At 65.8% G+C, this 15,063-nt stretch carries 16 protein-coding genes; all 16 read left to right on the top strand.

Annotation, left to right across the window (positions count from 1 at the left end):
* Positions 1-100 precede the first annotated feature (100 nt).
* The 16 genes from rpoC (at position 101) to rpmC (ending at position 15,052) form a co-directional block, all read left to right on the top strand.
* The gene (gene rpoC / locus AMK58_RS10440) at positions 101-4,270 is read left to right on the top strand and encodes a DNA-directed RNA polymerase subunit beta' (RefSeq protein ID WP_059398869.1); all 4,170 of its coding nucleotides are present in this window, start codon (positions 101-103) and stop codon (positions 4,268-4,270) included.
* 126 nt (positions 4,271-4,396) lie between these two features.
* Positions 4,397-5,110: a DJ-1/PfpI family protein gene (locus AMK58_RS10435; protein WP_059398868.1), complete on the top strand. Its 714-nt coding sequence runs from the start codon at positions 4,397-4,399 to the stop codon at positions 5,108-5,110.
* A 319-nt stretch (positions 5,111-5,429) separates the two neighbouring features.
* Positions 5,430-5,801 (top strand): 30S ribosomal protein S12, encoded by a 372-nt coding sequence (gene rpsL / locus AMK58_RS10430; RefSeq protein WP_012973201.1) that lies wholly within the window; start codon positions 5,430-5,432, stop codon positions 5,799-5,801.
* Between the two features lie 12 nt (positions 5,802-5,813).
* Entirely contained in the window at positions 5,814-6,284 is a 471-nt protein-coding gene (rpsG, locus tag AMK58_RS10425; protein WP_014241043.1) for a 30S ribosomal protein S7, read from the top strand.
* Positions 6,285-6,310: 26 nt separating this feature from the next.
* Positions 6,311-8,389 carry an elongation factor G gene (gene fusA, locus AMK58_RS10420; RefSeq protein WP_035675072.1) on the top strand — a complete coding sequence of 693 codons (2,079 nt, stop codon included), beginning with the start codon at positions 6,311-6,313 and terminating at the stop codon, positions 8,387-8,389.
* Between the two features lie 37 nt (positions 8,390-8,426).
* Positions 8,427-9,617: an elongation factor Tu gene (tuf, locus tag AMK58_RS10415; RefSeq protein ID WP_035675071.1), complete on the top strand. Its 1,191-nt coding sequence runs from the start codon at positions 8,427-8,429 to the stop codon at positions 9,615-9,617.
* A 456-nt stretch (positions 9,618-10,073) separates the two neighbouring features.
* A complete protein-coding gene (rpsJ, locus tag AMK58_RS10410) occupies positions 10,074-10,382 on the top strand; it encodes a 30S ribosomal protein S10 (RefSeq protein WP_014241039.1) in 309 nt (102 codons plus the stop codon).
* 60 nt (positions 10,383-10,442) lie between these two features.
* Entirely contained in the window at positions 10,443-11,153 is a 711-nt protein-coding gene (gene rplC / locus AMK58_RS10405; RefSeq protein ID WP_035675049.1) for a 50S ribosomal protein L3, read from the top strand.
* Between the two features lie 5 nt (positions 11,154-11,158).
* Positions 11,159-11,779 carry a 50S ribosomal protein L4 gene (rplD, locus tag AMK58_RS10400; protein ID WP_035675055.1) on the top strand — a complete coding sequence of 207 codons (621 nt, stop codon included), beginning with the start codon at positions 11,159-11,161 and terminating at the stop codon, positions 11,777-11,779.
* Positions 11,776-12,093, top strand: coding sequence for a 50S ribosomal protein L23 (locus AMK58_RS10395; RefSeq protein WP_035675048.1), 318 nt, complete (start codon positions 11,776-11,778; stop codon positions 12,091-12,093). Before rplD ends, AMK58_RS10395 begins: the two co-directional genes overlap by 4 nt.
* Positions 12,094-12,109: 16 nt before the next feature.
* A complete protein-coding gene (gene rplB / locus AMK58_RS10390) occupies positions 12,110-12,937 on the top strand; it encodes a 50S ribosomal protein L2 (RefSeq protein WP_014241035.1) in 828 nt (275 codons plus the stop codon).
* A 12-nt stretch (positions 12,938-12,949) separates the two neighbouring features.
* Positions 12,950-13,228 carry a 30S ribosomal protein S19 gene (gene rpsS / locus AMK58_RS10385; protein ID WP_014241034.1) on the top strand — a complete coding sequence of 93 codons (279 nt, stop codon included), beginning with the start codon at positions 12,950-12,952 and terminating at the stop codon, positions 13,226-13,228.
* A gap of 3 nt (positions 13,229-13,231) precedes the next feature.
* Complete coding sequence (gene rplV / locus AMK58_RS10380) at positions 13,232-13,627, top strand: 50S ribosomal protein L22 (protein WP_035675046.1); 396 nt, start codon at positions 13,232-13,234, stop codon at positions 13,625-13,627.
* A gap of 1 nt (position 13,628) precedes the next feature.
* Positions 13,629-14,405: a 30S ribosomal protein S3 gene (gene rpsC, locus AMK58_RS10375; RefSeq protein ID WP_014241032.1), complete on the top strand. Its 777-nt coding sequence runs from the start codon at positions 13,629-13,631 to the stop codon at positions 14,403-14,405.
* Positions 14,406-14,420: 15 nt separating this feature from the next.
* A complete protein-coding gene (rplP, locus tag AMK58_RS10370) occupies positions 14,421-14,849 on the top strand; it encodes a 50S ribosomal protein L16 (protein WP_035675044.1) in 429 nt (142 codons plus the stop codon).
* The gene (rpmC, locus tag AMK58_RS10365; protein WP_035675043.1) at positions 14,846-15,052 is read left to right on the top strand and encodes a 50S ribosomal protein L29; all 207 of its coding nucleotides are present in this window, start codon (positions 14,846-14,848) and stop codon (positions 15,050-15,052) included. The genes rplP and rpmC overlap by 4 nt, the downstream gene beginning before the upstream one ends.
* Positions 15,053-15,063 lie beyond the last annotated feature (11 nt).

Here is a 15,063-nt window from a genome sequence, read left to right as displayed (position 1 = left end):
GCCCAAGAGACTTGAACCCGCCGGAGGAGGGGCCATGTTGGCCCCTTCCGGCGGGAACTGCCCTTAACCGACAACGCGGCGCTGCCAGCGGGAGACGGTCATGAACGAGTTGATGAACATTTTCGGCCAGGTCCAGGGTCCCCAGAGCTTCGATCAGATCCGCATCCAGATCGCGAGCCCCGAGCGCATCCGGTCCTGGTCGTTCGGCGAGATCAAGAAGCCGGAAACCATCAACTATCGCACTTTCAAGCCTGAGCGCGACGGCCTGTTCTGCGCCCGCATCTTCGGCCCGATCAAGGACTACGAGTGCTTGTGCGGCAAGTACAAGCGCATGAAGTACCGTGGCATCATCTGCGAGAAGTGCGGCGTCGAGGTGACGCTGTCGAAGGTCCGGCGCGAGCGCATGGGCCACATCGAGCTGGCTTCGCCGGTCGCTCACATCTGGTTCCTGAAGTCCCTGCCGAGCCGCATCGGTCTGCTGCTCGACATGACGCTGAAGGATCTGGAGCGTATCCTCTATTTCGAGAACTACGTCGTCATCGAGCCGGGCCTGACCCCGCTGAAGCTGCACCAGCTTCTCAGCGAGGAGGAGTTCGTCTCCGCCCAAGACGAGTATGGCGAGGACGCCTTCACCGCCTCCATCGGTGCCGAAGCGCTGCGCATCATGCTGTCGGCGCTCGACATGGAGGAGGAGAAGAAGACCTGCCGCGAGGAGCTGCGGGACACCTCGTCCGAGGCCAAGCGCAAGAAGCTCGTGAAGCGGCTGAAGCTGATCGACGCCTTCCTGTCGTCGCAGTCGCGTCCGGAATGGATGATCCTGGAGGTCATTCCGGTGATCCCGCCGGAGCTGCGCCCGCTCGTCCCGCTGGACGGCGGCCGCTTCGCCACGTCCGACCTGAACGACCTGTACCGCCGCGTCATCAACCGCAACAACCGCCTGAAGCGGCTGATCGAGCTGAAGGCGCCGGACATCATCGTCCGCAACGAGAAGCGCATGCTGCAGGAGGCCGTCGACGCGCTGTTCGACAACGGCCGCCGCGGCCGCGTCATCACCGGCGCCAACAAGCGTCCGCTGAAGTCGCTGTCCGACATGCTGAAGGGCAAGCAGGGCCGCTTCCGTCAGAACCTGCTCGGCAAGCGCGTCGACTACTCGGGCCGTTCGGTCATCGTGGTCGGCCCGGAGCTGAAGCTGCACCAGTGCGGCCTGCCGAAGAAGATGGCGCTGGAGCTGTTCAAGCCCTTCATCTACGCGAAGCTGGAGCTGTACGGCCTCGCCTCGACCATCAAGGCCGCCAAGCGGATGGTCGAGAAGGAGCGCCCCGAGGTGTGGGACATCCTGGAGGAGGTCATCCGCGAGCATCCGGTGATGCTGAACCGCGCACCGACGCTGCACCGTCTGGGCATCCAAGCCTTCGAGCCGACGCTGATCGAAGGCAAGGCGATCCAGCTCCACCCGCTGGTCTGCACCGCCTTCAACGCGGACTTCGACGGTGACCAGATGGCCGTGCACGTCCCGCTGAGCCTCGAGGCCCAGCTGGAAGCGCGCGTCCTGATGATGTCGACCAACAACATCCTGTCGCCCGCCAACGGCAAGCCGATCATCGTGCCGTCGCAGGACATCGTGCTGGGTCTCTACTACATCACGATGGACCGGCCGGGCGAGGTGGGTGAGGGCATGACCTTCGCCAACGTCGGCGAGATCGAGCAGGCGCTGGACGCCAAGGTCGTGACGCTGCACGCCAAGGTGAAGGCGCGCTACAAGGGTGTGGACGAGAACGGCGACGAGAAGATCTCCATCGTGGAGACGACTCCGGGCCGCATGCTCCTGTCCGAGATCCTGCCGCGCAACCCGGCGGTGCCCTTCGCGCTGATCAACCGCCTGCTGACCAAGAAGGACGTCGGCAACGTCATCGACGCCGTCTACCGCCATTGCGGTCAGAAGGAGACGGTGATCTTCGCCGACCGCCTGATGAAGCTCGGCTTCGGCCACGCCTGCCGCGCCGGCATCTCCTTCGGCAAGGATGACATGGTCATCCCCGAGGCGAAGAAGAAGCTGGTCAACGACAGCAAGGAGCGGGTCAAGGAGTTCGAGCAGCAGTATCTCGACGGCCTGATCACCCAGGGCGAAAAGTACAACAAGGTCGTCGACGTCTGGTCGGAATGCACCGAGAAGGTGGCGACGGAGATGATGAAGGTCATTTCCGACACCGCCCCCGGCAAGCCGGTGAATTCGGTCTACATGATGGCCCACTCCGGTGCGCGTGGCTCGGCCGCCCAGATCCGCCAGCTGGCGGGCATGCGCGGCCTGATGGCCAAGCCGTCGGGCGAGATCATCGAGACGCCGATCATCTCGAACTTCAAGGAAGGCCTCACCGTGCTGGAGTACTTCAACTCCACCCACGGCGCCCGCAAGGGGCTGGCCGACACCGCCTTGAAGACGGCGAACTCCGGTTACCTGACCCGTCGTCTCGTCGACGTGGCTCAGGACGCCATCATCGTCGAGACGGATTGCGGCACCGACAAGGGCATCACCGTCAAGGCCGTCATCGACGGCGGCGAGGTCATCTCCCCGCTGGGCGACCGCATCCTCGGCCGCACGGTGGTCGGCGACCTGATCGACCCGCTGAACGGCGAGCTGATCGTGCCGAACGCCGGCCTGATCGACGAGCCCACGGTGGACCGCATCGAGCGTTCGGGCATCGACAGCGTCATGATCCGTTCGGTCCTGACCTGCGAGACCAAGGACGGCGTCTGCGCCAAGTGCTACGGCCGCGATCTGGCCCGCGGCACGCTGGTGAACGTCGGCGAGGCGGTGGGCGTCATCGCCGCCCAGTCGATCGGCGAGCCGGGCACGCAGCTGACCATGCGCACGTTCCACATCGGTGGCGCGGCGCAGCGCGGTGCGGAGCAGAGCCAGGTGGAGGCGGCGTTCGATGCCACGGTGCGGATCAACAACCGCAACGTCGTCATCAACTCGTCCAACATCCCGGTGGTCATGGGCCGCAGCACCGAGGTGATCCTGCTCGACGAGCAGGGCCGCGAGCGGGCGCGGCACCGCGTTCCGTACGGTGCGAAGCTGCTGGCCGACGAGGGCGTGAAAGTCGAGCGCGGCCAGAAGCTGGCCGAGTGGGACCCCTACACCCTGCCGATCATCACCGAGCGCGAGGGTACCGCCCACTACGTCGACCTCGTGGAAGGCATCTCCATGCGCGAGGTGATGGACGAGGCGACCGGCATCTCGTCCAAGGTCGTGGTCGACTGGCGCCAGCAGCCGCGCGGTGCGGATCTGAAGCCGCGCATCACGCTGCGCGACGAGCGCGGCGAGATCATCACGCTGGCCAACGGCCTGGAGGCCCGCTACTTCATGTCGGTGGACGCCATCCTCTCGGTCGAGAACGGCGCCCACGTCCGGGCCGGCGACGTGCTGGCGCGTATCCCGCGCGAGTCGTCCAAGACCCGCGACATCACGGGCGGTCTGCCGCGCGTGGCCGAGCTGTTCGAGGCGCGCCGTCCGAAGGACTTCGCGATCATCTCGGACCTCGACGGCCGCGTGGAGTTCGGCAAGGACTACAAGACCAAGCGCCGCATCGTCGTCCGCAACGACGAGACGGGGGACGAGCGCGAGTATCTGATCCCGAAGGGCAAGCACATCTCCGTGCAGGAGGGTGACTATGTCGAGCGCGGCGACCTGCTGATGGACGGCAACCCGGTGCCGCACGACATCCTGTCGGTGATGGGTGTGGAGGCTTTGGCCAACTACCTCATCAACGAGATCCAGGACGTCTATCGGCTGCAGGGCGTGAAGATCAACGACAAGCACATCGAGGTGATCGTCCGCCAGATGCTGCAGAAGGTCGAGATCACCGACGCCGGCGAGACCACCTTCCTGGTGGGCGAACAGGTCGACCGTCAGGAGTTCGACGAGGAGAACGAGAAGACCGTCGGCGAGGGGCTGAAGCCGGCCGCCGGCCACCCGGTCCTGCAGGGCATCACCAAGGCGTCGCTGCAGACCCGGTCCTTCATCTCCGCCGCGTCGTTCCAGGAAACCACCCGCGTCCTCACCGAGGCGGCGGTGTCGGGCAAGACCGACAACCTGGAAGGCCTGAAGGAGAACGTGATCGTCGGCCGACTGATCCCGGCGGGCACGGGCTCCGTCGTCAACCGCCTGAAGCAGATCGCCGCCGAGCGGGATCGCGCCCTGGCGGAAGGCGAGGGCGGGGAGGGCGAGGCTCCGGCCCTGCCGCATCCGGGCGAAAGCACCGCGGCCTGAGGTTCAGAAGTCTGGGGCTTCGGCGCATAGGGTAGGGCAAGGGGTGCGTTCCGCAGGGGACGCGCCCCTTTCTCATTTGTTCAGGTGGGTTTAGAATCGTCGGCTCCACGCATCGGAGCGTCCGCGATGACCGAGAAAGCGCCCAGTTTCGGCCTTCTACTGTTTCCCGACGTCACGCAGCTCGACCTCACCGGTCCCTATGAGGTGCTGGCGCGCGTGCCCGGCGCCCAGGTCCATCTGCTGTGGAAGACGCTCGATCCGGTGCGCTCGGACACCGGCCTGACCATCCTTCCCACCGCCACTCTCGCGGAGGCACCGCCGCTTGATCTGATCCTGGTGCCGGGTGGCGGCGGCATCAACGCGCTGCTGACCGACGAGGAGGTTTTGGCCTTCCTGGCGGAACGGGCGTTGGGCACCCGCTATCTCTCCGGGATCTGCACCGGCTCCCTGGTGCTCGGCGCGGCCGGGCTGCTGGAGGGCAAGCGGGCCGGCACCCATTGGGCGTCCCGCGACTTCCTCGCTGCGTTCGGCGCCACGCCGGTGGCGGAGCGTGTGGTGGTGGACGGCACGCTCTTCACCGGCGGCGGCGTGACCGCGGGAATCGACGTGGCGCTGCGCATCGTCGGCGCGCTGTTCGGCGAGCAAGCTGCGAAGCTCGTCCAGCTCTCCATCGAGTACGACCCGAAGCCCCCCTTCGACGCCGGATCCCCGGAGGGGGCGGGGGAGGCGGTGACGACCGATCTCCTCGCGCGGATGCGCCCGATGATCGAGGCGCGGGCCGCCGCGGTGGCGAAGAGCGCGGAGGCCTTGCGGCGGCGCCGGTCGGCGCGCGCCGGCTGACGCCGGACTGTCATCGAAGCGCATGACGAACGGTCATCTGCGCGCTTGACGGGTCCCCGGCGGACCCATATAGTCCGCGAACTTCAAAAGGAGCCTCGGGAAGGTCTTTCGTCCATTCCGACCGGCATCCGGTTGAACCCAAGCGACATAGCTGAACGACCGGGTCCTCGCGGACCGCTCCGACAGCAATTGATCATTGGGCCCGCTCGAAGCCCCACAGGCTTCGCAGGCGGGCTTTTGCATCGTCCGGTGCCGCCGGGCGATTTTCCAATCGGTCCGGCTCCGCCGGTCGATCGACCTGAAGGGATGAAGGGCAGATATGCCGACGATCAACCAGTTGATCCGTAAGCCGCGCGAGCCCTTGGCCGCGCGCAATAAGGTTCCCGCGATGGAGGCGTGCCCGCAGAAGCGTGGCGTCTGCACCCGCGTCTACACGACCACGCCGAAGAAGCCGAACTCGGCTCTGCGTAAGGTCGCCCGCGTTCGCCTGACGAACGGCTTCGAAGTGACCTCCTACATCCCCGGTGAAGGCCATAACCTCCAGGAACACTCGGTGGTTATGATCCGCGGCGGCCGTGTGAAGGATCTTCCCGGCGTTCGCTACCACATCATCCGCGGCACGCTCGATACCCAGGGCGTGAAGGACCGTAAGCAGCGTCGTTCGAAGTACGGCGCGAAGCGTCCGAAGTAAGGAGTATTCACGATGTCCCGTCGTCGTCGCGCCGAGAAGCGTGAGGTCCTGCCGGACGCCAAGTATGGCGACCGCGTCCTGACCAAGTTCATGAACTGCCTGATGCTGGACGGCAAGAAGTCCGCCGCCGAGCGCATCGTCTACGGCGCGCTCAGCCGCATCGAGGCCAAGACCAAGAACGAGCCGGTTCAGGTCTTCCACGACGCCCTGCTGAACGTGAAGCCGCACCTCGAAGTGCGCTCGCGTCGCGTCGGTGGCGCCACCTACCAGGTTCCGGTCGAGGTCCGTACGGACCGCGCCCAGGCCCTGGCCATCCGTTGGCTCATCGGCGCCGCCCGCGCCCGTTCGGAAAACACCATGACCGAGCGTCTGTCGGGTGAGCTGCTGGATGCCGCCAACCAGCGTGGCACCGCCGTGAAGAAGCGCGAAGACACCCATCGTATGGCGGAAGCCAACAAGGCCTTCTCGCACTACCGCTGGTAAGGCACCCACCGGCCCAGGTGCTTGTCATGCCCCGTTCCCATCCCCTGAACCGTTACCGCAACATCGGCATCATGGCTCACATCGATGCCGGGAAGACCACGACCACCGAGCGGATTTTGTACTACACTGGAAAGTCGTACAAAATCGGCGAGGTGCACGAGGGCACCGCGGTGATGGATTGGATGGAGCAGGAACAGGAACGGGGCATCACCATCACCTCCGCGGCCACGACCTGCTTCTGGCGCGATCACCGCATCAACATCATCGACACGCCTGGCCACGTCGACTTCACCATTGAAGTCGAACGGTCCTTGCGCGTGCTCGACGGTGCGGTTGCGGTGTTCGACTCCGTTGCGGGGGTGGAGCCTCAGTCCGAGACCGTGTGGCGGCAGGCCGACAAGTACGGCGTGCCCCGCATGTGTTTCGTCAACAAGCTGGATCGCACCGGCGCGGACTTCTTCCGCTGCGTCGCCATGATGAAGGAACGGCTCGGCGCCTTTCCGCTCGTCCTCCAGCTTCCGATCGGGTCCGAGGCCGGCTTCGTCGGCGTCGTCGATCTCGTCGCCATGCGCGCCATCGTCTGGAAAGAAGAGACGCTGGGCGCCGAATTCTATCACACCGACATTCCCGACGCCCTGAAGGACTCGGCGGCGCGCCACCGTCAGGCGCTGCTCGACGCCGTCCTCGAACTCGACGACGCGGCCATGGAGGCCTATCTCGAGTCCGGGCAGGAGCCATCCGCGGACACGCTCAAGGCTTGCATCCGCAAGGGCACCATCGGCCTGCGCTTCGTGCCGGTCCTCTGCGGCTCGGCCTTCAAGAACAAGGGCATCCAGCCGATGCTGGACGCCGTGGTGGACTATCTGCCGGCCCCCGTGGACGTCGGGGCGGTCAAAGGACACCGTGTCGGCGGCCCCGAGACGGACGAGCGCGCACCGGACGACGCCGCTCCCTTCTCCGCGCTCGCCTTCAAGATCATGAACGACCCCTTTGTCGGGGCGCTGACCTTCGTTCGCGTCTATTCGGGCACCGTCGCCTCCGGCACCGCCGTGCTGAATGCCGGCAAGGATGAGAAGGAGCGCATCGGCCGCATGCTGCTGATGCACGCCAACAGCCGCGAGGACATTGACGAGGCCCACGCCGGCGACATCGTCGCTTTCACCGCGCTGAAGAGCACGACGACCGGCGACACGCTGTGCGATCCCGCCAATCCCATCGTCCTGGAACGGATGGAGTTTCCGGAACCGGTCATCGAGGTGGCCGTCGAGCCGAGATCCAAGGCCGACCAGGAAAAGATGAGCATGGCGCTGTCCCGCCTCGCCCAGGAGGACCCGTCCTTCCGCGTGGCCGTCGACCATGAGAGCGGTCAGACGATCATCAAGGGCATGGGCGAACTGCATCTCGAGATCATCGTCGACCGCATGAAGCGGGAGTTCAAGGTGGATGCCGACGTCGGCGCGCCGCAGGTGGCGTACCGCGAGACCATCACCAGGCCCGCCGAGATCGATTACACCCACAAGAAGCAGACCGGGGGCACCGGCCAGTACGCCCGCGTCACGCTGGTCTTCGAACCGTTGCCTGCCGGCAGCGGCTTCGTCTTCCGGAACAAGGTTGTCGGCGGCGCCGTGCCCAAGGAGTTCATTCCGGGCGTGCAGAAGGGGCTGGAGGCCTCCCTGCACAGCGGCGTGGTCGCCGGCTTCCCGGTGATCGACCTCGAGGTGGCGCTGGTCGACGGCGCCTTCCACGACGTCGATTCCTCGGTGCTCGCTTTCGAGATCGCCACCCGCGCGGCCTTCCGCGAGGGCATGCCGAAGGCCGGCCCGATGCTTCTGGAGCCGATCATGAGGGTTGAGGTGGTGACGCCCGAAGACTACATGGGCGACATCATCGGGGACCTGAACAGCCGCCGCGGCCAGATCACCGCCATGGACCAGCGGGGAAACGCCCGCTCGATCCTGGCGATGGTTCCGTTGGCGTCGATGTTCGGTTATGTGAACACCCTGCGCTCGATGAGCCAGGGGCGCGCGCAGTACACGATGCAGTTCGACCACCACGAGCCGGTGCCGCAGACCATTGCGGAGACCATCCGCGCCAGGATGGCCTGAAACCGCTGGAACGACAAAGAGACGGAGAGCACACACCATGGCGAAGGCAAAGTTCGAGCGGAACAAGCCGCACTGCAACATCGGCACGATCGGCCACGTCGACCACGGCAAGACGTCGCTGACCGCGGCGATCACGAAGGTGCTGGCCGAGAGCGGCGGCGCGACCTTCACCGCCTACGACCAGATCGACAAGGCGCCGGAAGAGAAGGCGCGTGGCATCACGATCTCGACCGCCCACGTCGAGTACGAGACGACCAACCGCCACTACGCCCACGTCGATTGCCCGGGCCACGCCGACTACGTGAAGAACATGATCACGGGCGCCGCGCAGATGGACGGCGCGATCCTGGTCGTGTCGGCCGCCGACGGCCCGATGCCGCAGACCCGCGAGCACATCCTGCTGGCCCGCCAGGTCGGCGTGCCGGCGCTGGTGGTGTTCATGAACAAGGTCGACATGGTCGACGATCCGGAGCTGCTCGAGCTGGTCGAGATGGAGGTGCGCGAGCTGCTGTCCTCCTACCAGTTCCCGGGCGACGACATTCCGATCGTCAAGGGCTCGGCGCTGTGCGCGCTGGAGGACCGTTCGCCGGAGATCGGCCGTGACGCGATCCTCAAGCTGATGGCCGAGGTCGACCAGTACATCCCGCAGCCGGAGCGTCCGAAGGACCGTCCGTTCCTGATGCCGATCGAGGACGTGTTCTCGATCTCGGGCCGCGGCACCGTGGTGACCGGCCGCGTCGAGCGCGGCATCGTCAAGGTTGGCGAGGAAGTCGAGATCGTCGGTCTGAAGGCCACGGTCAAGACCACCGTGACCGGTGTGGAGATGTTCCGCAAGCTGCTCGACTCGGGTGAGGCTGGCGACAACATCGGCGCGCTGCTGCGCGGCACGAAGCGTGAGGACGTCGAGCGCGGCCAGGTTCTGGCCAAGCCGGGCAGCATCACGCCGCACACCACCTTCAAGGCCGAGGCCTACATCCTGACGAAGGAAGAGGGTGGCCGTCACACGCCGTTCTTCACCAACTACCGTCCGCAGTTCTACTTCCGCACGACCGACGTGACGGGCATGGTGAAGCTGCCGGAAGGCACCGAGATGGTGATGCCGGGCGACAACATCTCCATGGAAGTCGAGCTGATCGCCCCGATCGCCATGGACGAGGGCCTGCGCTTCGCCATCCGCGAGGGTGGTCGTACGGTCGGCGCCGGCGTCGTCGCCTCGATCATCAAGTAAGCTTCTGTGCTGCGAACGGGGGCCGGCCTGCGGGCCGGCCCCTTTTTGCATGGCCGATCCGCGATAATGTGGCGTGACGCGCCGAACCGGGCCGATCCCGTCACCCTCCTGTCACAGGTGGGAAAATGTGGGTTGACACCAGGGCGCCCAGGGCATACACGTTACGCCCTCTGGAATTTGGGTTGGTAGTAGGCACGTCCGGCCTAGACGCAGCCCGATCACGAACGGCACCGCAAGCTCCACTTGCACCGGTTGCTGCCAGGAACATCCATCCGCATTGCGATGCGGGGGATGTTCTTTTTCGTATCGGCCGTCAGATCGGACAGACGAACCGCCGCCCACCGCTTCGGTGAGCCGGCGCAGGTTCGCCTGCCGCCGCGGGTCCCCGGGGGACAGATTTTGGGGTGCCGGTGACGCAGTCGCGTCATCGAAACGAGGTGCAAGGGACGTTTGGACATGGACAGCCAGAACATCCGCATCCGCTTGAAGGCGTTCGATCATCGCGTGCTCGACCAGTCGACCAGCGAGATCGTCAACACCGCCAAGCGGACCGGTGCTCGGGTGCGGGGCCCGATCCCGCTGCCGACGCAGATCGAGAAGTTTACGGTGAACCGTTCGCCGCACGTCGACAAGAAGTCGCGCGAGCAGTTCGAAATCCGCACGCACAAGCGTCTGCTCGACATCGTCGATCCGACGCCGCAGACGGTGGACGCGCTGATGAAGCTCGACCTCGCTGCCGGTGTGGACGTCGAGATCAAGCTCTAATTCGTTGCTGTTGAGGGACCTCTCCCTCTGAGGATGTCCCTGGTCAGGAGATAAAGAACAATGCGATCCGGTTTGATCGCGCAGAAAGTCGGCATGACCCGCGTCTTCACGGACGACGGGCAGCACGTGCCGGTGACTGTGCTGAAAGTCGACAGCTGCCAGGTCGTCGCCGTCCGCACCGAGGACAAGGATGGCTACACCGCCGTCCAGCTCGGCGCAGGCGCCATCAAGGTGAAGAACGTCACGAAGCCGCAGCGCGGGCATTTCGCCAAGGCGCGCGTCGAGCCCAAGCGCAAGCTGGTCGAGTTCCGCGTCGATGCCGACGCGCTGATCGAGGTCGGCGCCGAGCTCTCGGCTGCGCATTTCCTCCCGGGCCAGTTCGTCGACGTCACCGGCACTTCCATCGGTAAGGGTTTCGCCGGTCCGATGAAGCGCTGGAACTTCGGTGGTCTGCGCGCGACGCACGGCGTGTCGGTGTCGCACCGCTCGCACGGTTCGACGGGTAACCGCCAGGACCCCGGCAAGGTCTTCAAGAACAAGAAGATGGCCGGTCATCTCGGCGACGAGAAGGTCACGGTTCTGAACCTGAAGGTCGTGTCGGTCGATGAGGACCGCGGTCTGATCTTCCTCAAGGGTGCCGTTCCGGGCGCCGAGGGGGCTTGGCTCCGCATCCGCGACGCGGTGAAGAAGAAGGCTCCGGAAGGTCTGCCGTTCCCCGCCGGGATCAAGGCTGCGCCGGCCGCTGAAGCCGCCGCCGAGCCGCAGGAGTGATGGCCATGAAGGCGACCATTAAGAACCTGAACAACGAGACCGTCGGCGAGATCGAGCTGGCTGACGAGATCTTCGGCCTTCCGTCCCGCACGGACATCCTGGCCCGCATGGTCAACTGGCAGCTGGCCAAGCGCCGCGCCGGCAACCACAAGACCAAGACGGTCAGCGAGATCTCCGGCACCGGCAAGAAGCCGTACCGCCAGAAGGGCACTGGCCGCGCCCGTCAGGGCTCCATGCGCTCCGCCCAGTTCCGTGGCGGCGCGACCATCTTCGGCCCGGTCGTCCGCTCGCACGAGCACGACCTGACCAAGAAGGTCCGCAAGCTGGCCCTGAAGACCGCGCTGTCCACCAAGGCCGCGGAAGGCAAGCTCCTGGTCCTCGACGCCGCTTCGGCCGAGAGCCACAAGACCAAGGAACTGGCTGTCCGTCTCGCTTCGCTCGGCCTGACCTCGGCTCTGATCATCGATGGCGCCAACCTGAACGAGAATTTCGCTCGGGCCTCGCGCAACATCCCGCTGATCGACGTGCTGCCGGAGCAGGGCGCCAACGTCTACGACATTCTTCGCCGCGATACGCTGGTCCTGACCCGCAACGCGGTCGAGCAGCTGGAGGCTCGCCTGAAATGAGCAAGCAGTCGAAACCTGCGGTGAGCCAGGAGCGGATGTACGACCTCATCCTGGCTCCGGTGATCACCGAGAAGTCGACGATGGCGTCGGAGCACAATCAGGTGACGTTCCGCGTGCCGCTGTCGGCGACCAAGCCGGAGATCAAGTCGGCGGTCGAGGGGCTGTTCAACGTGAAGGTGACGGCGGTCAACACCCTGGTTACCAAGGGCAAGACCAAGCGCTTCCGCGGCACCATCGGTCGTCGCTCGGACTTCAAGAAGGCCGTCGTGACCCTCGCCGAGGGGAACAAGATCGACGTGACCACGGGCATCTGAGCGGGAGTGTGATCCGATGGCTCTGAAGCAATATCGCCCAATTACGCCGTCGCTCCGCCAGCTGGTCATCGTCGACCGCTCGGAGCTGTGGAAGGGCAAGCCGGTCAAGACCCTCACCGAGGGTCTGACCAAGTCCGGCGGCCGCAACAACACCGGCCGCATCACCGCGCGCCGGATGGGTGGCGGTCACAAGCGCGTCTACCGTCTGGTGGACTTCAAGCGCCGCAAGTTCAACGTCCCGGCGACTGTTGAGCGCCTGGAGTACGATCCGAACCGCACGGCCTTCATCGCCCTCATCAAGTATGAGGACGGCACCATGTCCTACATTCTGGCGCCGCAGCGCCTGAAGGTGGGCGACACGGTGATCGCCGGCGAGAAGGTGGATGTGAAGCCCGGCAACGCCATGCCGCTGAAGAACATCCCGGTCGGTTCGGTGCTGCACAACGTCGAGCTGAAGCCTGGCAAGGGTGGTCAGCTGGCCCGTTCGGCCGGCACCTACCTGCAGCTGGTCGGCCGCGACGGCGGGTACGCCCAGCTGAAGCTGCCCTCGGGCGAGCTTCGCGTGGTCCGCGGCGACTGCATGGCCACCCTGGGCGCCGTGTCGAACCCGGACAACATGAACACCAACAAGGGCAAGGCCGGTCGCAGCCGTTGGCTGGGTATCCGTCCGTCCGTCCGCGGTGTCGCCATGAACCCGATCGACCACCCGCACGGTGGTGGTGAAGGCCGCACCTCGGGTGGCCGTCATCCGGTCACGCCGTGGGGCAAGCCGACCAAGGGCAAGAAGACTCGTCACAACAAGAAGACGGATGGCCTGATCCTGCGCCGCCGTCATTCGAAGTAAGGAGGGCGGACGATGGCACGCTCCGTTTGGAAGGGCCCGTTCGTCGACGGCTACCTGCTCAAGAAGGCGGACAAGTCGCGGGCCTCGGGCCGCAACGAGATCATCAAGATCTGGTCGCGTCGCTCGACGATCCTGCCGCAGTTCGTGGGTCTCACGTTCGGCGTGTACAATGGCCACAAGTTCCTGCCGGTTCTGGTGACCGAGAACATGATCGGCCACAAGTTCGGTGAGTTCGCTCCGACGCGCACCTTCTACGGGCACGCGGCGGACAAGAAGGCGAAGAGGAAGTAAGCCATGGGCAAGCCCTCCAACCCCAGCCGTATCGCGGAGAACGAGGCCATCGCCTCCAATCCGATGATCCGCACCAGCCCGCGCAAGCTGAACCTCGTCGCCCAGCTCATCCGGAACAAGGATGCCAGCAGCGCCGTGGCCGAGCTGACCTTCTCCAAGCGCCGCATCGCCGGCGAGGTGAAGAAGGTCCTCCAGGCCGCGATCGCCAACGCCGAGAACAACCATCAGCTCGATGTGGACCGCCTGTACGTCTCCTCGGCGACGGTCGGCCGCGCCCTGGTGATGAAGCGCTTCCACGCCCGTGCCCGTGGGCGCGGCGCGCGGGTCGAGAAGCTGTTCTCCAACCTGACGATCATCGTGCGTGAGCGCGAAGCCGCCGCTGCCGAAGGGGCCGAGTAAGATGGGTCAGAAAGTCAATCCGATCGGGCTGCGCCTCGGCATCAACCGGACCTGGGACAGCCGTTGGTTCGCCAAGCGCGACTACGCCAACCTGCTGCACCAGGACCTGAAGCTGCGGGGCTATCTGCAGGGCCGCCTGCAGCAGGCCGGCTGTTCGCGCGTCATCATCGAGCGTCCGGCCAAGAAGGCCCGCGTCACCATCCACTCGGCCCGTCCGGGCGTGGTGATCGGCAAGAAGGGCGCGGACATCGAGAAGCTGCGCACCGAGCTGTCGAAGATGGCCGGCGGCGAGGTGAGCCTGAACATCATCGAGATCCGCAAGCCGGAGATCGATGCCAAGCTCATCGCCGAGAACATCTCCAACCAGCTTGAGCGCCGTGTCGCCTTCCGCCGCGCCATGAAGCGTGCGGTCCAGTCGGCCATGCGTCTGGGCGCCCAGGGCATCCGGATCAACTGCTCCGGTCGTCTTGGCGGTGCCGAGATCGCCCGCCTGGAGTGGTACCGCGAGGGCCGCGTTCCGCTGCACACCCTGCGTGCGGACATCGACTACGGCACCGCGACCGCGAAGACCACCTACGGCACCTGCGGTGTCAAGGTGTGGGTCTTCAAGGGCGAGATCATGGCGCACGACCCGATGGCGCAGGACAAGCGCATGGGCACCGAGCCGGTGTCGACCGATGGCGAGCCGCGGCGCGAGCGTCGCGAGCGTGGTGACCGTGAGGAGCGTGGGGGCCGTGGTCGCGGCGACCGTGACCGCTCCGAGCGGGCTGACCGCTAGTAAGGGGCACGAGCGATGCTTTCTCCGAAGCGTACCAAGTACCGCAAGGCCCACAAGGGCCGCATCCACGGCAACGCGAAGGGCGGCACCCAGCTGAACTTCGGCTCCTTCGGCCTCAAGGCCCTGGAGCCGGAGCGCATCACGGCCCGCCAGATCGAGGCGGCCCGCCGCGCGATCACCCGCGCCATGAAGCGTCAGGGCCGCGTGTGGATCCGCGTGTTCCCGGATCTGCCGGTCTCCACCAAGCCCGCCGAAGTCCGCATGGGTTCCGGTAAGGGCACGCCCGAGTACTGGGCGGCCCGCGTTCATCCCGGCCGCATCCTGTTTGAGCTGGACGGCGTGCCCGCGGATGTGGCAAAGCAAGCGTTCGCCCTGGCGGCCGCCAAGCTGCCGATCAAGACCAAGCTGGTGACCCGCCTCGGCGGTGAGGAGGTGGCGGCATGAAGTCCGTCGACGTGCGTGCGAAGAGCAGCGAGGAGTTGAACGAGCAGCTCCTCCAGCTCAAGAAGGAACAGTTCAACCTGCGTTTCCAGCGGGCCTCCGGCCAGCTGGAGAACACCGCGCGGGTGCGAGTGGTGCGTCGCGACATCGCGCGCATCAAGACGATCCTCGGCGAGCGCACGCGCTCGGCCGAAGCCGGCAAGTAAGGAGGGCTACC

The sequence above is a fragment of the Azospirillum brasilense genome, assembly GCF_001315015.1.
GTDB lineage: Bacteria > Pseudomonadota > Alphaproteobacteria > Azospirillales > Azospirillaceae > Azospirillum > Azospirillum brasilense.
The sequence above is the reverse complement of the archived record's forward strand: the minus strand, read 5'-3'. Positions and strand labels throughout refer to the sequence as shown.